The organism is Streptomyces sp. NPDC002057 (assembly GCF_040296665.1).
GTDB lineage: Bacteria > Actinomycetota > Actinomycetes > Streptomycetales > Streptomycetaceae > Streptomyces.
Window position 1 is genome coordinate 84,724 of sequence record NZ_JBEOXR010000025.1, and the last position, 20,927, is coordinate 105,650.

Annotated in this window: 17 protein-coding genes; 7 read left to right on the plus strand and 10 right to left on the minus strand. The window is 73.9% G+C overall.

All coding sequences use genetic code 11. The annotated features are described in order from the left end of the window. Positions 1–107: 107 nt before the first annotated feature. The 4 genes from ABT129_RS20515 to ABT129_RS20530 all read right to left on the minus strand — a co-directional run bounded on the left by ABT129_RS20515 (position 108) and on the right by ABT129_RS20530 (position 5,346). Positions 108–1,676 carry a phytoene desaturase family protein gene (locus tag ABT129_RS20515; RefSeq protein ID WP_351903206.1) on the minus strand — a complete coding sequence of 523 codons (1,569 nt, stop codon included), beginning with the start codon at positions 1,674–1,676 and terminating at the stop codon, positions 108–110. Between the two features lie 47 nt (positions 1,677–1,723). Next, the gene (locus ABT129_RS20520; RefSeq protein WP_351903209.1) at positions 1,724–3,976 is read right to left on the minus strand and encodes a serine/threonine-protein kinase; all 2,253 of its coding nucleotides are present in this window, start codon (positions 3,974–3,976) and stop codon (positions 1,724–1,726) included. Next, positions 3,958–4,866, minus strand: a complete 909-nt coding sequence (locus ABT129_RS20525) for an oxygenase MpaB family protein (protein WP_351903212.1) — start codon at positions 4,864–4,866, stop codon at positions 3,958–3,960. The genes ABT129_RS20520 and ABT129_RS20525 overlap by 19 nt, the downstream gene beginning before the upstream one ends. Positions 4,867–4,938: 72 nt before the next feature. Continuing rightward, positions 4,939–5,346 carry a MerR family transcriptional regulator gene (locus ABT129_RS20530; protein WP_351903215.1) on the minus strand — a complete coding sequence of 136 codons (408 nt, stop codon included), beginning with the start codon at positions 5,344–5,346 and terminating at the stop codon, positions 4,939–4,941. 50 nt (positions 5,347–5,396) lie between these two features. Between ABT129_RS20530 and ABT129_RS20535 the strand changes: the two genes are divergently transcribed. Next, positions 5,397–6,290, plus strand: a complete 894-nt coding sequence (locus ABT129_RS20535; protein ID WP_351903218.1) for an NAD(P)-dependent oxidoreductase — start codon at positions 5,397–5,399, stop codon at positions 6,288–6,290. Between the two features lie 44 nt (positions 6,291–6,334). Here ABT129_RS20535 and ABT129_RS20540 read toward each other — a convergent pair whose 3' ends face one another. Beyond that, positions 6,335–7,705 (minus strand): FAD-binding oxidoreductase, encoded by a 1,371-nt coding sequence (locus ABT129_RS20540; protein WP_351903221.1) that lies wholly within the window; start codon positions 7,703–7,705, stop codon positions 6,335–6,337. 255 nt (positions 7,706–7,960) lie between these two features. Here ABT129_RS20540 and ppnP point away from each other — a divergent pair, with 255 nt between their 5' ends. Continuing rightward, positions 7,961–8,242, plus strand: a complete 282-nt coding sequence (gene ppnP / locus ABT129_RS20545; protein ID WP_351903224.1) for a pyrimidine/purine nucleoside phosphorylase — start codon at positions 7,961–7,963, stop codon at positions 8,240–8,242. A gap of 45 nt (positions 8,243–8,287) precedes the next feature. Here ppnP and ABT129_RS20550 read toward each other — a convergent pair whose 3' ends face one another. Further along, a complete protein-coding gene (locus tag ABT129_RS20550) occupies positions 8,288–9,478 on the minus strand; it encodes an acyl-CoA dehydrogenase family protein (RefSeq protein ID WP_351903227.1) in 1,191 nt (396 codons plus the stop codon). A gap of 198 nt (positions 9,479–9,676) precedes the next feature. After that, positions 9,677–9,877, minus strand: a complete 201-nt coding sequence (locus ABT129_RS20555) for a hypothetical protein (RefSeq protein WP_351903230.1) — start codon at positions 9,875–9,877, stop codon at positions 9,677–9,679. A 351-nt stretch (positions 9,878–10,228) separates the two neighbouring features. On the opposite strand from ABT129_RS20555, the gene ABT129_RS20560 reads away from it, so the two are divergent. Further along, the gene (locus ABT129_RS20560; RefSeq protein WP_351903232.1) at positions 10,229–12,313 is read left to right on the plus strand and encodes a SpoIIE family protein phosphatase; all 2,085 of its coding nucleotides are present in this window, start codon (positions 10,229–10,231) and stop codon (positions 12,311–12,313) included. A 10-nt stretch (positions 12,314–12,323) separates the two neighbouring features. Next, a complete protein-coding gene (locus tag ABT129_RS20565) occupies positions 12,324–13,349 on the plus strand; it encodes a PHP domain-containing protein (RefSeq protein ID WP_351903235.1) in 1,026 nt (341 codons plus the stop codon). A gap of 181 nt (positions 13,350–13,530) precedes the next feature. Here ABT129_RS20565 and ABT129_RS20570 read toward each other — a convergent pair whose 3' ends face one another. After that, entirely contained in the window at positions 13,531–14,928 is a 1,398-nt protein-coding gene (locus ABT129_RS20570) for an NADP-dependent succinic semialdehyde dehydrogenase (protein WP_351903238.1), read from the minus strand. Positions 14,929–15,022: 94 nt separating this feature from the next. Then, positions 15,023–15,691 carry a ThuA domain-containing protein gene (locus ABT129_RS20575; protein ID WP_351903241.1) on the minus strand — a complete coding sequence of 223 codons (669 nt, stop codon included), beginning with the start codon at positions 15,689–15,691 and terminating at the stop codon, positions 15,023–15,025. Positions 15,692–15,909: 218 nt separating this feature from the next. On the opposite strand from ABT129_RS20575, the gene ABT129_RS20580 reads away from it, so the two are divergent. Then, the gene (locus ABT129_RS20580) at positions 15,910–16,716 is read left to right on the plus strand and encodes a class II aldolase/adducin family protein (RefSeq protein WP_351903244.1); all 807 of its coding nucleotides are present in this window, start codon (positions 15,910–15,912) and stop codon (positions 16,714–16,716) included. Here the strand turns inward: ABT129_RS20580 and ABT129_RS20585 are convergent. Further along, on the minus strand, positions 16,680–17,333 hold the full coding sequence (locus tag ABT129_RS20585; RefSeq protein ID WP_351903247.1) for a TetR/AcrR family transcriptional regulator: 654 nt from the start codon (positions 17,331–17,333) through the stop codon (positions 16,680–16,682). The two genes, ABT129_RS20580 and ABT129_RS20585, sit on opposite strands and share 37 nt — an antisense overlap. 102 nt (positions 17,334–17,435) lie before the next feature. Between ABT129_RS20585 and ABT129_RS20590 the strand changes: the two genes are divergently transcribed. Both ABT129_RS20590 and ABT129_RS38060 read left to right on the plus strand, forming a co-directional pair. Next, positions 17,436–20,039, plus strand: coding sequence for an FHA domain-containing protein (locus ABT129_RS20590; RefSeq protein WP_351903251.1), 2,604 nt, complete (start codon positions 17,436–17,438; stop codon positions 20,037–20,039). A 4-nt stretch (positions 20,040–20,043) separates the two neighbouring features. Continuing rightward, complete coding sequence (locus ABT129_RS38060; RefSeq protein WP_502981830.1) at positions 20,044–20,919, plus strand: SH3 domain-containing protein; 876 nt, start codon at positions 20,044–20,046, stop codon at positions 20,917–20,919. Positions 20,920–20,927: the final 8 nt, after the last annotated feature.

Below are 20,927 nucleotides of genomic sequence, written 5' to 3' on the forward strand. Positions count from 1 at the left end.
AGAGGGCACCGTCGGGGCGGTCGCTGTGGCGGTGGCGGAGGTCCGGAGGCCGGGGCGGGGGGCCCGGGGCCGGGAACGGGGACCCGGGCGGCGGGGCCGTACCCCCGTCACCGCCCCAGGGCCGCCATCGCCGCGTTGTGGCCGGGGATGCCGCTCACTCCCCCGCCCCGGACCGCGCCCGCTCCGCAGAGCAGCACGTTGGCGTGCCGGGTCTCCACGCCCCAGCGGCCCGTGCCCTCCTCCGCGTACGGGAAGGAGAGGTCGCGGTGGAAGATGTGGCCGCCGGGAAGCCGCAGTTCACGTTCGAGGTCGAGGGGGGTCTTCGCCTCGACGCAGGGGCGGCCGTCCGCGTCGAGGGCGAGGCAGTCGGCGATCGGCTCGTCCAGATGGGCGTCGAGCTGGGCGAGGGTCGCCCCGAGGAGCGCGGCCCTGGCGCCCTCGTTGTCGGCGGTGAACAGCCGGGCGGGGGTGTGCAGCCCGAACAGGGTGAGGGTCTGGTGGCCGGTGGCGGCGAGCTCGGGTCCCAGGATCGTCGGGTCGGTGAGGGAGTGGCAGTAGATCTCGGAGGGCGGAGCGGAGGGCAGCCGGCCGGCGGCGGCCTCGGCGTGGGCGGTGGCGAGCTGCCCGTACCCCTCGGCGATGTGGAAGGTGCCGGCGAAGGCCTCGCGCGGGTCGACGGAGCGGTCGCGGAGCCTCGGCAGCCGGGTGAGCAGCATGTTGACCTTGAGCTGGGCGCCCTCCGGGGCGGGCGGGGGCGTCTCGCCGAGGAGGGTGGCCAGGTCGCGGGGCGAGGCGTTGACGAGGACCCGGTCGGCCTCGACGACGCCCTCGCCGTCGGCGGTGCGGTAGCCGATCGAGGCCCGCCGCCCGTCGGTCTCGATCCGGGTGACCTCGTGACCGGTGAGGAGGTGCGCCCCGGCGGCGCGGGCCGCGTCGGCGAGGGCGTCGGTGAGCGCGCCCATGCCGCCGACGGGCACGTCCCAGTCGCCGGTGCCGCCGCCGATGACGTGGTAGAGGAAGCAGCGGTTCTGCAGGAGCGTCGGGTCGTGGGCGTCGGCGAAGGTGCCGATGACGGCGTCGGTGAGGACCACACCGCGGACGAGGTCGTCGGCGAACTCCCGCTCGACGGTGACGCCGAGGGGCTCCTCGAAGAGCATCCGCCAGGTCTCGGGGTCGTCGACACGGGCACGGAGCGCGGCGCGGGTGGGGAGCGGCTCGGTGAGGGTGGGGAAGAGGCGGCGGGCGGCCCGGCCGGTGCGCTCGTAGAAGGCCTGCCAGGCCTCGTACTCGCGGTCGGAGCCGGTCAGCGCGGCGAAGGAGGCGCGGGTGCGGTCGGGGCCGCCGCCGACGAGCAGGCCGCCGTCGCCCTTCGGGGTGTACGAGGAGACGGACCGTTTCCGTACGGCGAACCGCAGCCCCAGCTCGCGGACGATCTTCTCCGGGAGGAGCGAGACGAGGTACGAGTACCGGGAGAGGCGCGCGTCGACCCCGGCGAAGGGGCGGGTGGACACGGCGGCCCCACCGGTCGAGCCGAGCCGTTCGAGGACGAGCACGGAACGCCCGGCGCGGGCCAGGTAGGCGGCGGCGACCAGGCCGTTGTGGCCGCCTCCGACGACGACGGCGTCGTAGGAACGGGCGGCGGCCGGGCCGCCGGGAGACGGTGCGGGGACGGTCATGGCTCATGCTCACACGGGCGGGCGAGCCGGGGAAAGGGGGCGGTGGATCAAGGCCGCGGTGGGGTCGCCGCCCTCAGCAGGAGGGCCGCCGCCTCGGCGTGGCGGCCCAGGCGCTCCAGACAGTGGGCCTCGTCCTCCAGCGCGGCGACGGTGTCGGGGTGGGCGGGTCCGAGGAGGCGGGTGCGGACGGCGGCGATCGCGCGGTGCGCCGCCAGGGCCTCCTCCCAGCGGCCGAGCCGGCCGAGGGCCACAGCGGCCTCCCGACGGCTCTGCAGGGTGTCGGGGTGGTCCGCTCCCAGGACCCGGTCTCGGTCGGCGTGGACGCTCTCCGACTCGGCGAGCGCCTCCGGCCAGCGCCCGAGCCGGCCGAGGTTGACGGCGAGGGCGTGCCGGGCGCGGAGGGTCTCGGGCCCGTCGGCGCCCTGCGCGCGGGTGCGGGCGGTGACGAGGTCGCGGCAGACGTCCAGCGCGTCGGCGGCCTGGCCGAGCCGGCCGAGGAAGACCCCGGTCTCGTAGCGGGCGGCGAGGGTCTCCGGGTGGTCGGGGCCGAGGGCCGAGGCGCGTGCGGCGGCGACCGCCCGGTACTGGGCGAGCGCCTCCTCGCCGCGTCCCAGGCGTCCGAGGGTGTACGCCACCTCGTGCCGGGTCACGAGGGTGTCCGGATGGTCCTCGCCGAGCAGCCGGGCGCGTGCCTCGGCGACCTCGTGGGCCGTGCGGTACGACTCCTCCAGGCGGCCGAGGCGCCCCAGTGTGAACGCCAGGTTGTGGCGGCAGCGCAGGGTGTCGGGGTGGTCGGGGCCGACGGTGCGCTCGCGTGCGGCGAGCACGGTGACGTACACCTCGTACGCCTCGGGGTGCCGTCCGAGGCGGCCGAGCGCGTACGCCCGCTCCTGCCGGGCGGCCAGGGTGTCGGGGTGGTCCTCGCCGAGGACGCGCGCGCGGTCCGCGGCGACCCGGTCGAAGACGCGCAGGGCGTCGGCGGGGCGGTCGAGCCGGGCGAGGGCGAAGCCGACCTCGTACTGGCTGGCGAGGGTGTCGGGGTGGTCGTCGCCGAGGGCCGCCGAGCGGTGCTCGGCGACGGACCGGTGGACGGACTCGGCCTCGTCCCAGCGGCCGAGACGGCCGAGACCCATGCCCGCGCGGTACCGGCCGGCGAGCACCGCGACCAGTTCGGCGGAGGGGGCGACGCGCGGCGGCGCGGGCGCCTCCGGTGGGGCGGCGGTGGTCCACTCGGTGGTGAGCACGGCCGCGGCGGGGTCGTGCGCGGCGGGGCGCGGCGCGGTGGTGGCGTCGGCGGGCCGGTGCCCGCCGGTGATCCCACGGAGCCACGCGGGGGCGGGCACGGGCACGGGGGGTGCGGCGGGCCCGGGGCCCGGGACGACCGTGCCCCCGGAGACCGCCGCCCCGGGAAGCGGACCGCCGGGCAGCACTCCACCGGGCAGGGACAGCGAGATCCGCCCCGAGACGATCCGGCGGCGCAGGTCGCCCGCGTCGGCCGGTCGCTCCTCCGGCACCTTCGCGAGCAGGTCGACCACGATCCGGTCGAAGTAGTCGGGGAGTTCGGCGCGGTGGGAGCGCGGCGGACTCGGCACGGTGTCCCGGTGTCCGATGAGAATCGCCCAGGAGTCGCCGAGGTCGAAGGGCGGCACGCCGGTGGCCAGTTCGTACAGCACGCAGCCCAGCGAGTAGAGGTCGCTGCGGTGGTCGATCTCGCCGCCGCCGATCTGCTCGGGCGACATGTAGTGGGGCGTGCCCATGGCGATGCCGGTCCCGGTGAGGCGGGAGGTGAACCCCATGTCGGCGCCGAGGCGCGCTATCCCGAAGTCGCAGATCTTCACCGTCCCGTCCCGGAGCCGCATGATGTTCGCGGGCTTCAGGTCGCGGTGCACGATGCCCTGGCGGTGGGTGTACGCGAGGGCGTCGGCGACCTGGTCGGCGATCTCGACGAGGTCCTGGACGGGCAGCGGGTGCTGGGCGTTGGCGGCGAGGAGCTGGCTGAGGTTGCGCCCTTCCAGGAGTTCCATGACGAGGAAGAGCACGCCGTCGTACTCGCCGAAGTCGTGCACGACGGTGATGCCCCGGTGCTGGAGCGCGGCGGCCACCCGGGCCTCGCGCCGGAAGCGCTCGCGCACCACGGTGAGGACCTGGGGGTCCTGCTGCGGTCCGAGCGGTTTGAGGCACTTCACGGCCACCCCGCGGCCGAGCGCCTCGTCGGTGGCGCGCCAGACCTCGCCCATGCCCCCGCGACCGATCACCTCGTGCAGGCGGTACCGGCCCTGGATCAGTCTCGATTCCCCCATCGTGTGCTGCCGCCCCCGTCGATCTCCTCCGCCTTCTCCGGCTGCTCCAGTATGGACGCCGGTTCGGACAGTGGGTACGGGGCGGGGTACGCGTATGGGTCGGGTCGCGTCTCCGGCCCGAGCCGGTCCACGGCGCGGAGGATGTGCCGGGGCGGCAGCCGCCAGCGCAGGCGGGCGGGCACGCAGCGCAGGAGGTTGGCCGTGGCGACGAGCCGGTGGGTGACGCTCTCGGGCGGCGGGGCGGGGCGGCCGTAGAGCGCGTGGGCGTACGGGGGCAGGGTGTCGTACGCGAGCGCCGTGACGCGCCGCCAGATCACCTCGCGCGCCGGTACGAGGACGGGTTTCACGGGCGGTCTGCGGAGGAAGTCCTCGACGGTGCGGGCGTCGGGTCCGGCGGCGAGCCGGGGGCGTACGGCGTCGAAGTAGGCGGCCAGTTCGGCGGTGGATCCGGGGACGGTGGCCGGGTCGAGTCCGACGAGCCGGGCCGAGGTGCGGTGCTCGTCGACGTACCGGTCGGCCCGGGCGTCGTCGAGCGGGATGCCGGAGCGGCGTGCGACGGAGAGGTAGGAGTCGGTCTCGGCGCAGTGCACCCAGAGGAGCAGCTCGGGGTCGTCCACGCCGATGAGCCGGTGGATCCGGCGCACCCGCGCGCCGGCCGCCTCCGCCGCCTCGGTGGTCCCGTAGCTCAGGGTCCCGACGAAGTTCGCGGTCCGCATGAGCCGGCCCCAGGGGTCCTCCTGGAAGGAGCTGTTGATCATGACGCCGCGCACCGCGACGGGGTGCAGCGCCTGGAGCCACAGCGCCCGGACGCCGGCGATCCACATGACCGGGTCGCTGTGCAGCTGCCAGGTGACCGAGCGGGGGCCGAACAGCCCGGGGTCGGCACTCATGAAGCGTCCTCCCTCATGCCGTTCAGGCTACGCCGGAACGGGCCCCTCGGAACCGGTCGCGCACCCGGCGGCTCAGGCGGGGACGGGCGCGAGCCCGGCGTCGTCGAAGGGCGGATACCTCTCGGCGCCCGTGCGTTCGGCCGCGTCGATGTAGACGGCGAGGGCGTCGCGGGAGCGGGCCAGTGCGGCCATCTGGTCGTCGAGCCGGCCCATCCGCGACCGCATCGCGGCGAGCAGTTCGGGGCACCCGACCAGTTCCGGCCCCTCGCCGACCGCACAGGGCAGCAGGTAGGCGATGTCCTCGGAGGACAATCCCGCGCCGAGCAGGTGCCGGATCTGCTTGACCCTCAGCACGGCGCCCTCGTCGTACGAGCGGTATCCGTTCGCGCGGCGCTCCGCCTCCAGGAGGCCCTGGGCCTCGTAGTAGCGCAGCTGATGGGTGTGGACACCCGTCAGGCGACTCAGTTCCCCGATCCGCATCGACAACCTCGCTTGACCTTCACACCGGTATGAACGTCGACGATGCTGCCATGACCAACCCAACCACCGCACCCGTGACCGTCGTCGGACTCGGGCTGATGGGCCGGGCGCTCGCCGCCGCGTTCCTGAAGGCCGGGCATCCCACCACCGTATGGAACCGTTCGGCCGCCAAGGCCGACGCACTCGTGGCCCAGGGCGCGCGCCTGGCGCCCTCCGTCGCCGCCGCGATCGGGGCGAGCCCCCTGACGATCCTCTGTGTCACGGACTACCGGGCCGTGCGCGAACTGCTCGACGCGGACGGCGCCGGACTCGCCGGCGCGACGCTGGTCAACCTCACCTCGGGCTCCTCGGCCCAGGCCCGCGAGACCGCCCGCTGGGCCGAACAGCACGGCGCCCGCTACCTGGACGGCGCCCTCATGGCCGTACCGCCGGTGATCGGGACGGCGGAGGCGCTCGTCCTGCAGAGCGGCCCGCCGGAGCACTTCGAGGCGCACAGGACCACCCTGGAGGCGCTCGGCACCGTCACCCACCTCGGCTCCGACCCCGGACTCGGGTCCCTGTACGACGTGGCCGGCCTCGCCATGATGTGGAGCGTCCTCAACGCCTGGCTGCAGGGCACGGCCCTGCTCAGGACGGCCGGGGTGGACGCCACGACGTTCGCTTCGTTCGCACGGCAGATGGCGGCCGGGGTGGCCGACTGGCTGCCCGGCTACGCCGAGCAGGTCGACGCGGGTGCCTTCCCCGCCGAGGTGGCGACCCTGGAGACCGACGCGCGCGCGATGACCCACCTCATCGAGGAGAGCGAGGCGGTGGGCGTCAACGCCGAACTCCCGCGGCTGTTCAAGGTGCTGGCCGACCGCGCGATAGCGGCCGGGCACGGCGGGGAGCAGTACCCGGTGCTGATCGAGGAGTTCAGCAGGCCCGGGCCGCCCGACGCCGGCTGACGGCGAGGGACGGCCGGGGAGGGACCCGGGGGGCGGGGCGGGCCTCAGGGCTCGATGTTCTGGTTCAGGTGGAACAGGTTCCCCGGGTCGTACGCCCGCTTGACCTCGACCAGGCGGTCGTAGTTCGGGCCGTAGTTGGCCCTGGTCCGGCTCTGGTCGTCGTCCGACATGAAGTTGACGTAGCCGCCCTCCTCCGAGTGCGGGGCGGTCGCCGCGTAGTAGTCGCGGACCCAGGCGATGTTGGCCTCGTTGGCGGAGGGGTCGGGCCACATCCCGGCGATGACGGTGGCGAACGAGGCGTCCCGGTAGGCGAAGGCCGTGGCCTCCGGCGCGACGCGGTGGCAGGCTCCGTCGATCGGGTAGATGTGGACCGTCGAGTTCACGGCGGGCAGCCCCGCGGCGTGCTCCACGTGGGCACCGATCGCGGCATCGGTGAGCTCGGTGACGAAGTTGGCCTTCCAGTAGTGCTGGAGGCCGGGGGGTACGAGCGCGTCGAACGCGCTGTTGAGCGCCGGGTACGGCATGGGTCCGACGTGCTCGGCGACCACCGGCGCGAAGTCGTGGAGGGGCTGGAGGGCGCGCTCTCCCTCGTCGAGCGGTCCGGTCCAGCACGCCACGACCAGGGCGAACGTGTCACCGTGCCGGTCCTCCGGGATGAACGGGAGCGGTGGGGCGATCTGGAAGGCGGGGAACCCGCCCAGTTCCTCCGGCGCGTCGGCGATGTACTCGGCGAAGGAGCGCACGACGGTGGCGGCGTCCTCCAGCTCGAAGAGCATCGGTCCGCCGTAGACGTCCCTGACGGGGCTGAGCCGGTACTCGAACGAGGTCACGGCGCCGAAGTTGCCCCCTCCTCCGCGCAGGGCCCAGAAGAGGTCGGCGTTCTCCTCCTCGCTCGCGACGAGGAACCGGCCGTCCGCGGTCACCACATCGGCCGAGATCAGGTTGTCGCAGCTCAGGCCCGCTCCGCGGGCGAGGTAGCCGATGCCGCCGCCGAGGGTGAGTCCGCCGACGCCCGTGGTGGAGATGATCCCGCCGGTGGTGGCGAGCCCGAAGGGGTGGGTCGCCGCGTTGAAGTCGCCCCAGGTCGCCCCGCCCTCCGCGCGGGCGGTCCGCCGCCGGGGGTCGACGCGGACGCCGCGCATCCCGGAGAGATCGGCCACGACCCCGTCGTCGCAGGTCCCGAAGCCGGGCACGCTGTGCCCACCGCCCCGGACCGCGAGATCGAGCCCGTTCTCTCGGGCGAAGTCGACCGCGGCGATGACGTCGCCCGCGTTGACGCAGCGCACGACGACGGCGGGCCTCCTGTCGATCATCGCGTTGTGCACGGCGCGCGCCTCGTCGAAGCCGTCGTCGTCGGCCGTGACGACCGTCCCGCGTACCCGTTCGCGCAGCTGGTCGTTCGAGAGCTTGCCCATGGCCACCGCTCCTCGTTCGAATCAGTTCCACGCTACGCCGATGGCACCGAGCCTCAACCCGAGCCCTGTACGGGGCGCGCTGCCCCCGGCGTTGCGCGACGGCCCCGCCGTGGCCCCGGACGCGGCGCCGGCCCGCTCCGTCCAGCAGGTGAGCCGCCGACCCGTCGGCTCCCGGGCGCCACTAGGGTTCCCCTACCCGTGGCCGGTACGCGATGACCCGGCCACCCCTTCCGCACCACGCCCATGAGGATGCACATGTTTACGGTCAACGAGTACTTCGACGGCTCGGTCAAGTCGATCGGGTTCACGCAGGAGCAGGGCCCGGCGACCATCGGCGTCATGGCCCCCGGGGCATACGAGTTCGGCACCGCCGCCCCGGAGATCATGCACGTGGTCAGCGGCGCCCTGACGGTCAGCCTGCCCGGCGCCACCACGTGGGAGACCTTCGCCGCCGGTGACCGCTTCGAGGTCCCCGGCGACAGCCGGTTCCGGATCGAGGTCGCGGTGGAGACCGCCTACCTCTGCGAATACCGCTGATCCCGGCGCCGCGCGAGCGCGCGAGGCCGGGGGTGTCGCCAGGCCCTAGCGGCGGACGCGGGGCATGCCCAGGCCGATCCAGGAGATGATCTCGCGCTGGATCTCGTTGTTGCCGCCGCCGAAGGTGAAGATGACCGCCGAGCGGTAGCCGCGTTCGAGTTCGCCGTGGAGGACCGTGCCCGCCGAGCCCTCCTTGAGGGCGCCCGCCGCCGCGACGACCTCCATCAGGGCCGCGTAGGCGTCGCGGCGGGCCTCGGAGCCGTACACCTTCACGGCGGAGGCGTCCTGGGGGGTGAGCGTGCCGTGCTGGACGGCGTTCACCATCTGCCAGTTGAGGAGCTTCATCGCGTCGAGCCGCACGTGCGTGCGGGCGAGGGTGCGGCGGACCCACGGCAGGTCGATGACGCGGCGGCCGTCGGCGAGCGGGGTGTCGGCGGCCCAGCGCTGTACGTCGTGGAGCGCGCGGATCGCCATCGTGCCGTGTGCGGCGAGGGTGACGCGTTCGTGGTTGAGCTGGTTGGTGATGAGCCGCCAGCCCTTGTTCTCCTCGCCCACCCGGCGCGCCGCGGGCACCCGGACGTTGTCGTAGTAGCTGGCGGTGGTGTCGTGCGAGGCGAGGGTGTTGATGATCGTGCAGGAGTAGCCGGGGTCGCTCGTGGGGACCAGCAGCATCGTGATGCCCTTGTGCGGAGGGGCGTCCGGGTCGGTGCGGACCGCCAGCCAGACCCAGTCGGCGGTGTCGCCGTTGGTGGTCCAGATCTTCTGGCCGTCGACGGTGTACGTGCCGGTGCTCTCGTCCCCCTCCCGCACCGCCCGGGTCTTCAGGGCCGCGAGGTCGGTGCCCGCGTCCGGCTCGCTGTAGCCGATGGCGAAGTCGATCTCTCCGGAGAGGATCCCGGGCAGGAAGAAGGCCTTCTGTTCCTCGGTGCCGAACCGCATGATCGTCGGTCCGACCGTGTTCAGCGCCATGAGGGGCAGCGGCACGCCCGCCTGCGCCGCCTCGTCGAAGAAGATGAACTGCTCCATCGGGGTCAGCCCGCGTCCCCCGTACTCGGTCGGCCAGCCGACCCCGAGCCAGCCGTCGGCGCCGAGCCGGCGCACGGTCTCGCGGTAGAAGCGCTTCTGCGCGGCCGGGTCCGCGTAACGGGTGTGGACGTCCTCCGGGACCAGCTCGGCGAAGTACGCACGCAGCTCGGCGCGCAGGCTGTTCTGCTCGGGCGTGTATTCGAGGTGCATGGGGCCCTCCCGTGGCGGCGGTCCTGCGGCGTCCTCGGTGCGGTGCGACGCGTGACGGCGGCCACGGTAGAACGTGTTCCACAAATGCGGAAGCCTCGGGGCGGCCCCGGACGGCCCGGGGCCCCGGGCCGGGGGTGCCGGACCGGGGCCTTCGGGGTACTGAGGGGAGGGATCTCCGGGGACCGGGCTCGGCCGGTCCTACGGCAGAAGCTCGTCCATGGACGCGCGGCCCTTCTCCGCCATGCGGCGTTCCGCCCAGGCCAGGCTCTTCGGATTCACGTCACGGCCGGAGGCGAGGACCAGGTCCTCCGCCGTGAACTCGCCCTCCGACCCGGCGTGCAGCAGCCGGTCGGGCGTCGGGAAGTCCCCCACGGACGTCTTGTCGGGCTCAGCGTTCATGCCGCCTCCTACGTGTTCTTCCGGCACTGGCCATTCTCGTGTCCGGCCACCGGGAGCGCATCCGGGCGGGACGCGGACGCAGGTCAGGCCTCCGGGGTGCCCTCGTGCGGGCGGACGCGGGCGACGGCGGACGAGGGCGACGGCGGACGAGGGCGACGGCGGCCCGAGGGGGCGGGAGCCGGGGGGCCGCACCAGGCTGTTCCGGCCCGTCGGGGACCGCGCTTCCCCGCGCGTTTCCGGGCGTGGAGCGCCCCCGGGCACCCGCCCGCGTGTCCCCCGGCCGAGGCGAACTCGCGCCACGCCGTGTCATCGCCATGGCGTCCGAAGGGCGCGGGTTCGACAATGGGGGGGATGACCGATGAAGACCGGCGTACGCGCAACGGCGAGATCGGGCCCGCCGAGTGGCTCGCCATGAACCGGACCGGCAGCTTCGACTGGGATCTCGACACGGGCACCATCGATGTCGACGAGCCGGGGCTGCGGGTCTTCGGGCTGGCCCCGGACGGCTACGACGGCCGCCCGGTGTCGCTCCTCGCCCGTCTCGCCCCCCAGGAGCGGGGCCGACTGGAGGGCGTCGTACGGCAGGCGGTCAAGAGCGGGGAGGTGTCGTACACCGCGCACTTCCCCATCCCGCAGGACGACGGACCACCCCACTGGACGCACGTCCAGGCGCGGATCCTGCGCTCGCCGGACGGGCGGGCCCGGCGGATCGTCGGCGTCGTACGGGACACGACCGCCGAGGTGACGCGGTTCGCCTTCGTCCAGGAGCTGGAGAAGCGGCGCGAGGTCCAGACGAGCATCGTCGAGCGGACGACGAACGCGCTGTCGCGCGCGGTGACGGTGGACGACGTGACGGCGGCCCTGACCGGCCCCGGCGGGCTCGCCCGGCTCGGCGCCGACGGGCTGGCGCTCGGACTCGTCGAGAACGGTTCGCTCAACATCATCGCCCTCAGCGGCGAGACCCTTGACGTCCTCAACGACTTCCGCGTCCGGCGCCTCGACCGGGGGCTGCCGCTGGCCGAGGCGGTCCTCAGCGGGCGGCCCCGGTTCGTCTCCTCGTTCCAGTCGCTGGGGCGGGACTTCCCCGAACTCGCCCCGTACCTGGCGCGGCTGGACTTCCGGGCCGCCTGTTACCTGCCGCTGGTCGCGCAGGCGCGCTCCCTCGGCGGCATGGCCCTGTTCTACCGGGGCCGCACGTCGTTCAACGCCGACGAGCGCAACCTCGCGCTCGGGCTCGCGGCGATCGTCGCCCAGTCGCTCCAGCGGGCGATCCTCTTCGACGAGGAGCGGGAGCTGGCGACCGGGCTCCAGGCGACGATGCTGCCGCGCCGGATCCCCCGGATCACCGGCGGCGAGATCGCCGTGCGGTACCACGCGGCCTGGAGCGGCCGGCAGGTCGGCGGCGACTGGTACGACGTGATCGCGCTGCCCCGGGGCCGGGTGGGGATCGTCGTGGGCGACGTCCAGGGCCACGACACCCACGCCGCCGCCATCATGGGGCAGCTGCGGATCGCCCTGCGGGCCTACGCCGGCGAGGGACACGCGCCGTCGACGGTCCTGGCCCGCGCCTCCCGCTTCCTCGCCGAACTGGACACCAACCGCTTCGCCACCTGCACCTACGCCCAGGTGGACCTGGGGAGCGGCACCCTGCGCGCCGTCCGGGCCGGGCACCTCGGGCCGCTGATCCGGCACACCGACGGCCGGGTCGGACAGCCCAACCTGCGGGGCGGGCTGCCGCTGGGTCTCGCGACGGTGTTCGGGGACGAGGAGTTCCCGGAGACCCGGCTCGACCTCGTGCCCGGCGAGACGCTCGTCCTCTGCACGGACGGTCTCGTCGAGCAGCCGGGCAGCGACATCGAGAGCGGTCTCGCCGCGCTCTCGGAGGCCATCAGCAGCGGCCCGCCGCAGGCGGAGGCGCTCGCCGACCACCTCTCCGAACGGCTCTGGGAGCGCTGGGGCTCGGGCGACGACGTGGCGCTCCTGGTGCTGCGGCGCAGCCCCGACCCCGGCACGCCGAGGGCGCCCCGCATCCACCAGTACATCCACCAGGCCGACCCGCAGGGCCTCTCGGACGCGCGGGCCGCTGTGGGGCAGGCGCTGCGCGACTGGGGCATGCCGGAACTGGCCGACGACGCCGAGCTGTTGACCGGCGAGCTGCTCGTCAACGTGCTGCTGCACACCGAGGGCGGTGCGGTGCTGACCCTGGAGGTGCTGCCCGAACCGGTGCGACGGGTACGGCTCACGGTGCAGGACCGGTCGAGCGCCTGGCCCCGGCGGCGCACCCCCGGCGAGGCCGCCACCTCGGGACGGGGACTGCTGCTGCTCGACGCGCTGGCCTCCCGGTGGGGGGTCGAGCCGCGCGGCGAGGGGAAGGCGGTCTGGTGCGAGATCGGCCCGATCACGGTGCCGGCGGACTCCACGGCGCACGGCGCCTGAGGCGGACGTCATGGACCCCGTGGCCGCTCTGAACCGGATCGCGTTCCTGCTGGAACGGGCGCAGGCGCCGAGGTACCGGGCGCAGGCCTTCCGCACGGCGGCCACCGCCGTCGCCGCGCTCCCGGAGGGCGAGGCGGAGCGGCGCGCGACGGCGGACTCCCTGGAGTCCGTGAAGGGGCTCGGGCCCAAGACGGCGGCGGTGGTGCGCGAGGCGCTGGCGGGGCAGGTGCCGGAGTACTTGGCGCGGCTGGAGGCGGAACTGGAGGAGTCCCTGCGGACGGCGGAGCCGGGGAGCGGCGGCGAGGCGCTGCGGGCCGCCCTGCGCGGTGACTGTCACCTCCACTCGGACTGGTCCGACGGCGGTGCCACGATCGAGGACATGGGCCGTGCGGCGGCGGCTCTCGGCCACGAGTGGGCGGTCCTCACCGACCATTCGCCCCGGCTCACGGTGGCGCGCGGCCTGTCGCCGGAGCGGCTGCGGGAGCAACTGGACGTGGTGGCGCGGCTGAACGAGGAGTGGGCGCCGTTCCGCCTGCTCACCGGGATCGAGTGCGACATCCTGGAGGACGGCTCGCTCGACCAGGAGCCCGAACTGCTCGACCGTCTCGACCTGGTGGTCGGTTCGGTGCACTCGAAGCTCCGGATGGAGGCCGGGGCGATGACCCGCCGCCTCGAACGGGCGGTCCGCGACCCGCTGATGGACGTCCTCGGGCACTGCACGGGCCGGCTGGTGGCGGGTGGGCGGCTGCGGCCGGAGTCCGAGTTCGACGCGGAACGGGTGTTCGCCGCGTGCGCCGAGTCCGGGACGGCCGTCGAGATCAACAGCCGCCCGGAACGGCTCGATCCGCCGCGGCGGCTGCTGCGGCTCGCGGTGGCGGCGGGGACGTACTTCGCCGTGGACACGGACGCGCACGCGCCGGGCCAGCTGGAGTGGCAGATCCTCGGCTGCGCGCGGGCGGAGGAGTGCGGAGTGCCTGAGGAGCGGGTGATCAACACCTGGTCGGCGGAGCGCCTGCTGGAGTGGACACGGGAGTAGGGGCCACGGGTGCCGGGCCACGGGAGTGGGCCGCCGGAGCAGGGCAGCGGGAGTGGGCCTCGGGGCCGGAACACGCGGCTGGCTTCCGGGCCCGGCCCCGACCGGCCCTCGCGGAGCCGGCCAGGGCCGCCGGGCCATCCGGGCAGCCGGGCAGCCGGGCAGCCGGGCAGCCGGGCCAGTGTCAGGCTCGCTGCCAGACCGTGGTCGCGTTGCAGAACTCGCGGATGCCGTGGCCGGAGAGCTCCCGGCCGTACCCCGAGCGCTTGATCCCGCCGAAGGGGAGGGCGGGGTGCGAGGCCGTCATGCCGTTGACGAAGACGCCGCCGGCCTCCAGGTCACGGACGAAGAAGTCGACGTCCTGCGGGGAGCGCGTCCAGACGTTGGAGCTGAGGCCGAACGGGGAGTCGTTGGCGACGGCCACGGCCTCCTCGATGTCGCTGACCGGGTAGACCGTGGCGACCGGCCCGAAGGCCTCCTCGTGGTGGATCCGCATCTGCGGGGTGATGCCGGTGAGGACGGTGGGCCGGTAGTACCAGCCGTTCCTGAGCTCGGGCTCGTCCGGCCGCCGACCGCCGCACAGGGCGGTGGCGCCCCGCCGTACCGCGTCGTCGACGAGTTCCTCCAGGTCGGTCCTGCCCTGCTCCGTGGCGAGGGGGCCGACATCGGTGGACCCGTCGAGGGGGTCGCCGACCGTGAGGGCGTTCATCGCGGCCGTGAACCGCTCGGAGAAGTCGTCGTACACGTCCCGGTGGACGATGAACCGCTTGGCGGCGATGCAGGACTGTCCGTTGTTCTGGACCCGCGCGGTGACGGCCGTCTTCACGGCCGCGACGATGTCGGCGGAGGGCATCACGATGAACGGGTCGCTGCCGCCGAGCTCCAGGACCGTCTTCTTCACCTCGTCGCCCGCGACGGCGGCGACGGCCCGGCCGGCCGGTTCGCTGCCGGTGAGGGTGGCGGCGACGACCCTGGGGTCCCGGAGGACGCGCTCGACGTCGCCGGAGCCGATGAGGAGAGCCTGGAAGCAGCCTTCGGGGTATCCGGCGCGGCGGAAGAGGTCCCCGAGGTAGAGCGCGGTCCTCGGCACGTTGGAGGCGTGCTTGAGGAGGCCGGTGTTGCCCGCCATGAGCGCCGGCGCGGCGAAGCGGATCACCTGCCAGAGCGGGAAGTTCCACGGCATCACGGCGAGGATCGGGCCGAGGGGCCGGTAGTGGACCCGGGCCACGTCCGCGCCGGAGTCCTGGACGTCGCTCTCGGCCGGGTGCTCGTCGGCGAGCAGCGCCTCGGCCGTACGGGCGTACCAGCGCATGGTCTTGGCGCACTTGGCGGCCTCCGCGCGGGCGGCGGCGATCGGCTTGCCCATCTCGACGGTCATCGTGCGGGCGATGTCCTCGTTGTCCTCGTCGAGGAGGGCCGCGGCGGCGCGCATGAGACGGGCGCGTTCGGAGAAGGACGTGGTGCGGTACTGGCGGAACGCCTCGTGCGCTGCGGCGATCCGCCGCTCGACCTCCTCGGGCCCGTGGGCCTCGTAGGTGCGCAGCGTCTCGCCGGTCGCGGGGTTCACGGTGGCGATGCCCATGACCTGTCTCCTCCTGCCATCGGCCCCCGTCCGACGTTTCCGCCAAGCGCGGTCCGGCGCAACAGGGACGGGGCGGTGGGGTGACGCGACCGTCTCAGGCGGTGAGCCAGGTGAGCGCGCCGGAGAGGTGCGCGCGGAAGACCGGGTCGCGGTACGTCTCCGGGGCGTGACCGAGCGCGGTGAAGAGGACGCGCCCCCGGTCCACCTCGCGGCACCAGACCAGCGGGTGGTCGGCTCCGTGGGTGCCGCCGAGGTAGGTGGTCTCGTCGGCGCGCGCGAGGACCCGTACGCCGGAGCCCCCGTTCCCGCGCGGGTCGGACGTGAAGTTGTACCACTCGTCGGTCCACTCCCAGCGGTCCGGGAGCGGGGCGGTCGCCGGGTGGTCGTGGGCGTCGACGAGGACGGCGCCGGGCTGGACCTCGGGGTGGCCGTCGAAGCGGGTGCCGAGCAGTTCTCCGTAGAAGGGCCAGTCAGGTTCGGCGTTGGCCGCCGCGTGGACGGCGAGGAGGGCGCCGCCGCCCCTCAGGTACGCCTCGAAGGCGGCGCGCCCCTCGGGTGTCAGGACGGTGCCGGTCGTGGACAGCAGTACGACGACGGCGCACCCGGCCAGGCGTCCGGGGGTGAGGGCGCCCGGGTCCTCGGTGACCTCGGCCGTCCGCCCGAGATCGCGGGCCAGCTCCGTGAGAGCGGCGGCGCCGTCGGGGATCGACTCGTGGCGGTAGCCCGCCGTGCGGGTGTAGATGAGGACGTCGGCGGTGGGCACGCGGGGGGCTCCAGGGGAGAGAGAAAGCGCTTACTGACCAGCGTCGACCGTAGCCAACGGGAAACCGGGGCCGCAACCCCCGCCGGTCCGTTGTCGTATCGGATACATCTCTGTATCTTTTGGCGCGCCGCGCCCGCCCGAGCGCGAGCCCACCGCCCCGGACCCACCCGCTCACTCACTTTCCCTCTCACCCGCTCACCCGCTCACGAGGAGCCGCCATGAGCACCGTGCCGCCCGCGCTCGCCGCCGCCGTCGGGCCGCTGCCCGACGGGGTCGTCCTGCCGCTGCCGCCCACCTTCGACTCCGTCGAGGAGGAGCGCCGCTACCGCAAGGAGCAACTCGCCGCCGGGTTCCGGATCTTCGGCCGGTTCGGCTTCTCGGAGGGGGTCGCCGGGCACATCACCGTCCGCGATCCCGGCGACCCGAACGCCTTCTGGGTCAACCCCTTCGGCATGAGCTTCGGCCAGATCAAGGCCTCCGACCTGATCCTGGTGGACCACGAGGGGACCGTGCTGGAGGGGCGCAGGCCCGTGAACCGGGCCGCGTTCGTCATCCATTCGCGGGTCCACGCCGCCCGGCCCGACGCGATCGCCGCCGCGCACTCCCACTCCCTGCACGGCAAGGCCTTCTCCAGCCTCGGCATCCCGCTCGACCCGATCACCCAGGACGCCTGCGCGTTCTTCGAGGACCACGGGATCTACGACGACTACCGGGGCGTGGTGAACGAGACCGAGGAGGGTGAGCGGGTCGCCAAGGCCCTGGGCGCGTACAAGGCGGTCATCCTCAAGAACCACGGACTCCTCACCGTAGGCCACTCCGTCGCCGAGGCCGTCTGGTGGTTCGTCACCATGGAGCGCTCCTGCCAGGCGCAGCTCCTCGCGATGGCCGCGGGCACCCCGCAGCTCATCGACCGCGAGACGGCCCTGCTGACCCGCGGGCAGGTCGGCGGACACCTGGCCGGATGGTTCCAGGCGCGCCCGCTGTGGGATCAGATCACCGCGTCCGACCCGGACCTCTTCGACTGAGGCCGCCCGGGCAGCTCCCTCGTCGACACCTCCAGGAGCGGGGCCAGGAACTCCCGCTCCAGACTGCCCGGCGGCAGCTCCGCCGGTTCGACGTAGCTCTGCGCGAGACCGCCCTCGCGCAGGGCGATGAGGAGCCGCGCGAAGCGGTCGGCGTCGACGGTCAGTTCGCGCCCCGCACGGCGCAGGACGAGGGTGAGGCCGCGGGCGATCTCGGCCCGCAGCCGCTCGTCGTGGCGGGCCAGGACCCAGGCGGTCTGCGGGTCGCGGATGGCGTGCAGGGTGAACTCGGTGGTGACCAGGTACCAGTCCCGCTCGTCCGGTTCGACGCGGGCGGCGAGCTCCGCGAGCCGGGTCAGGGTGTACTCCTCGGCGGTCAGCGCGTCGATCGCCTCGGCGAGCCGCCGCACGGTCCGGTCGCTGTGCTCGTCGAAGAGGGCGAGGAAGAGTTCTTCCTTGCTGGCGAAGTTCGAGTAGTACGCGCCCCGTGTGTAACCGGCGCGCTCGCAGATCTGCTCGATCGTCGTCGCGTGGAAGCCGTGCTCGGCGAAGGTCTCCAGGGCGGCCTTGAGAAGCGCCGCGCGGGTACGGGGCCGCCGCCTGGTGACACCTTTCGGCACGGGTGGTCCCTCCTTCGTACGGGCCGCGCCCTGCGGCGGACGCCCACGATACCGGCGCCCGCAACTCGGGCAGGGACGGGCGGCGGCGGATAAAATTCACGCATGGGAGAGCGACCCGTCGCGCCCGCGGCGCCTGATCTGGTCCTCGAGATCGACGGGGACGCGACCCGCCTGAAGCCGGGCCGCGTCTACCGCGTCGGGCGGGACCCGGCCGGCGAGATCGTGCTGTCGGACGCGCGGGCCTCCTGGCACCACGCGGTACTGAGCGCCGCCGACGGTCACTGGATCCTGACCGACGAGGGCAGCACGAACGGCACCTTCACCGACGGCCTGCGCGTGGCCGGGGTACGGGAGGTGGGCGCCGGGACGGTCGTACGGTTCGGGCATCCGGAGGAGGGCCCGCGCGCGGTGCTCTCGACGGGGACGCGGACCGGCGAGGGCGAGCCGCCGGCCGGTGCGGCCGGGCCGTCGGACGTCGCCGGGCAACCGATCGAAGCCGAGCCGCCGCGCGTCGCGAAGCCCTCGAACAAGGCCGTGGCAGAGCCGTCCTTCTCCGCCGCAGCCGAGCCGCCCGTCGTCGCCGAGCCCTCCCACGTCACCGAGCCGCCCGTCGTCGCAGAGCCCTCCGTCGTACGGGAGTCGCCGCCGGCGCCACCGCCGGCGAGCCGCGAGTCCGGGCCGCCCCGGCCGCCCTCCGTCTCGTACCCGGCCGCCACCGGTGCCTTCCGGCGGCCCACCTCCGTGCGGCCGCTGCCCACCCACAGCATCAGGATCGGCCGCGCTCCCGACAACGACGTGGTCGTGTCCGATCTCGTCGTCTCCCGGCGCCACGCCGAACTGCTGGCCCAGCCCGACGGCACGTACCGGATCCACGACCTCGGCAGTCACAACGGCACCTTCCTCAACGGCAGCCCCGTCGTCGACGCCCGCGTGACACCGGACGACATCATCGGCATCGGCCACTGCGCGTTCTGTCTGATCGGCGGGCAGCTCGTCGAGTTCACCGACACCGGCGAGGTGTCCCTCGACGTCCAGTCGCTCGCGGTCACCGTCGACCACGGGCGCAAGACGCTGCTCGACGAGGTGTCGTTCCCGGTGGGCCAGAAGTGTCTGCTCGGGGTCGTCGGGCCGTCCGGTGCGGGCAAGTCGACGCTCCTGGGCGCGCTCACCGGGCAGCGGCCCGCCGACCGGGGCACGGTGCTCTACGACGGCCGTGACCTGTACCGGGACTACGCCGAGCTGCGGCAGCGCATCGGGCTCGTCCCGCAGGACGACATCCTGCACCTCCAGCTCACCGTGCGCCGGGCCCTCGGCTACGCGGCCGAGCTGCGGTTCCCCGAGGACACCGTGCCCGCCGAGCGGCGGGCCCGGGTGGACGAGGTGATCCGCGAGCTGGGCCTCGTCGAGCGCGCCGAGCAGCCGATCCACAGCCTCTCCGGCGGCCAGCGCAAGCGGGTGAGCGTCGCTCTCGAACTGCTCACCAAGCCGTCGCTCCTCTTCCTCGACGAGCCGACCTCCGGCCTCGACCCGGGCATGGACCGGTCCGTGATGCACATGCTGCGCGGACTCGCGGACGACGGGCGGACGGTGGTCGTGGTCACGCACAGCGTGCTCAGCCTCGACGTGTGCGACCGGCTGCTCGTGCTCGCGCCGGGCGGCCGGGTCGCCTACTACGGACCGCCCGGGGACAGCCTCGGCTTCTTCGGGTACACGCAGTGGCCGGAGGCCTTCGAGGCCTTCGAGAACGACCGGGACCGCGACTGGGCCGGTCAGTACCGGTCGTCCACCTTCCAGCGCCGGTACATCACCGACGCCTCGGCCCGCCCGAACGTCCCCGTCCCCGTGGACGGCTCCGCCCCGGCCGTCGCGGAGCCGGCGCCGCCGCCGAAGGCGCAGAGCTGGGGCTCCCAGCTGCGGACGCTCGTACGGCGTTACGCGGCGGCGCTCTCCGCCGACCGCACCTTCCTCGCCATCATGATCGCCCTGCCGTTCGTGATGGGGGCGATGGCCCGGGCCCTGTCCGAGGGCAGTCTCAACGCCGAGTCCTCGCTGAACGTGCTGCTCATCCTGTGTGTGGGCGGTGTCCTCACCGGCGCGGCGAACGCCGTGCGCGAGCTGGTCAAGGAGCGCACGATCTACCGGCGCGAGAGAGCCGTGGGCCTCTCCCGCTCCGCGTACCTCGCCTCCAAGGTGGTGGTCCTCGGCCTCATCACGGTCGTGCAGGCGGTCGTCCTGACCCTGGTGGCCCTGATCGGCGTGCCGCTGAACGTGCCCGGCGGGAAGGGCGTCCTGATGCCTCCGCTCGTGGAGATCACCCTCGCCGTCGCGCTCCTGTCCTTCACGGCGATGATGCTCGGCCTGCTCGTCTCGGCGCTGGTCCGCAAGGAGGAGGTGACGATGCCGCTGCTCGTCCTCCTCGCCATCGTGCAGGTGGTGTTCTGCGGGGCGCTCCTGACCGTGCGGGGCACGCTCGTCCTGGAGCAGCTGGCCTGGCTGGTGCCCTCGCGGTGGGCGTTCGCGGCGATGGGCGCGACGATCGACATCGGGAAGGTCGCGCCCACGGACAAGACGACGGATCCGCTGATGCGGCACACGGCGGAGGCCTGGCTGTTCGACATGGGCATGATGGTGGTGCTCTGTCTCGTCCTCGGCCTGGTCGTGGCCCGGCTGCTGCGCCGGCACGAACCGGTCGTCATGCGGAGGTAGGCCCGTGAGCGTCCCCGTACCCGAGTACGTGCCGGACTTCCGGCCCACCCATGTCGTGCCCCGCGCCGGCCTCTCCGCCTGGGAGGCGCCGGATCCGGGGCTGGAGACGACGTCGCTCGACGCGTTCCTGCCGGTGCGCCTGGAGGAGCGGGCCGGTGACTGGGGGCGGATCCTGTGCTCCAACGGCTGGACGGCGTGGGTCGACGCACGGCTCCTCGTCACCGTCCCGGACGATCCCCCGGCGGCGGGACAGCCCCTCACCAGGACCGCCGATCCACGGCCCCTGATCGCCCGCGCCGAGGACGCGCTCGGCCGCTACCGGCGGGCGGCGGAGGCACTGGGGGCGGGCCGCGTCGACGGTGAGAACTTCCGGCTGCGGACGCGCGGCCTGCGGGTGGGCATGGTCGTCGACGGCGAGTCGGTCTGGCTGTACGACGCGGAGCACGAGCGGTGGGTGTACTGCGACGGCGTGGGACTGAGTACGTACGCGGCGTCCTCGGCGCCGTCGGTCGCCGCCGCCCCTTCCCCGGGCGGCCCCTCACCGGCTGTCGGGTCCGCGCCGGCCCTCGCGGAGGTCGAGGACCTCGACGAGGTCAAGGACTCCGAGCCCTCCGAGGAACCCCCGAAGCCCCAGGAACCCCAGGAGCACAAAGAGAACGACGAGGAGCGCGAGGCTCCCCGGAAACCCGAGACACCCCGGACTCCCGGCGGCGAGGAGGACACCGGCGCCGCGCCCCCCTCGCACGCGCCGACCCAGGTGGTGCCCCAGGTGGCGCCCCGGGTCGACCCGTCCGCCGCCGCCGCCGGGCCGCCCCCCCCCGGCCGGGGCGGGCACGGCACGACGACGGCGACGTGGATGACGACGACCACGGCGACGTGAGCAACGAC

Coding starts and splice junctions, on each gene's coding strand:
- ABT129_RS20565 (WP_351903235.1), top strand. CDS start 12,324: ATGGACCCCGTGGCCGCTCTGAACCGGATCGCGTTCCTGCTGGAACGG.
- ABT129_RS20570 (WP_351903238.1), bottom strand. CDS start 14,928: ATGGGCATCGCCACCGTGAACCCCGCGACCGGCGAGACGCTGCGCACC.
- ABT129_RS20590 (WP_351903251.1), top strand. CDS start 17,436: ATGGGAGAGCGACCCGTCGCGCCCGCGGCGCCTGATCTGGTCCTCGAG.
- ABT129_RS20555 (WP_351903230.1), bottom strand. CDS start 9,877: ATGAACGCTGAGCCCGACAAGACGTCCGTGGGGGACTTCCCGACGCCC.
- ABT129_RS20550 (WP_351903227.1), bottom strand. CDS start 9,478: ATGCACCTCGAATACACGCCCGAGCAGAACAGCCTGCGCGCCGAGCTG.
- ABT129_RS20515 (WP_351903206.1), bottom strand. CDS start 1,676: ATGACCGTCCCCGCACCGTCTCCCGGCGGCCCGGCCGCCGCCCGTTCC.
- ABT129_RS20525 (WP_351903212.1), bottom strand. CDS start 4,866: ATGAGTGCCGACCCCGGGCTGTTCGGCCCCCGCTCGGTCACCTGGCAG.
- ABT129_RS20520 (WP_351903209.1), bottom strand. CDS start 3,976: ATGGGGGAATCGAGACTGATCCAGGGCCGGTACCGCCTGCACGAGGTG.
- ppnP (WP_351903224.1), top strand. CDS start 7,961: ATGTTTACGGTCAACGAGTACTTCGACGGCTCGGTCAAGTCGATCGGG.
- ABT129_RS20540 (WP_351903221.1), bottom strand. CDS start 7,705: ATGGGCAAGCTCTCGAACGACCAGCTGCGCGAACGGGTACGCGGGACG.
- ABT129_RS20560 (WP_351903232.1), top strand. CDS start 10,229: ATGACCGATGAAGACCGGCGTACGCGCAACGGCGAGATCGGGCCCGCC.
- ABT129_RS20530 (WP_351903215.1), bottom strand. CDS start 5,346: ATGCGGATCGGGGAACTGAGTCGCCTGACGGGTGTCCACACCCATCAG.
- ABT129_RS20580 (WP_351903244.1), top strand. CDS start 15,910: ATGAGCACCGTGCCGCCCGCGCTCGCCGCCGCCGTCGGGCCGCTGCCC.
- ABT129_RS20535 (WP_351903218.1), top strand. CDS start 5,397: ATGACCAACCCAACCACCGCACCCGTGACCGTCGTCGGACTCGGGCTG.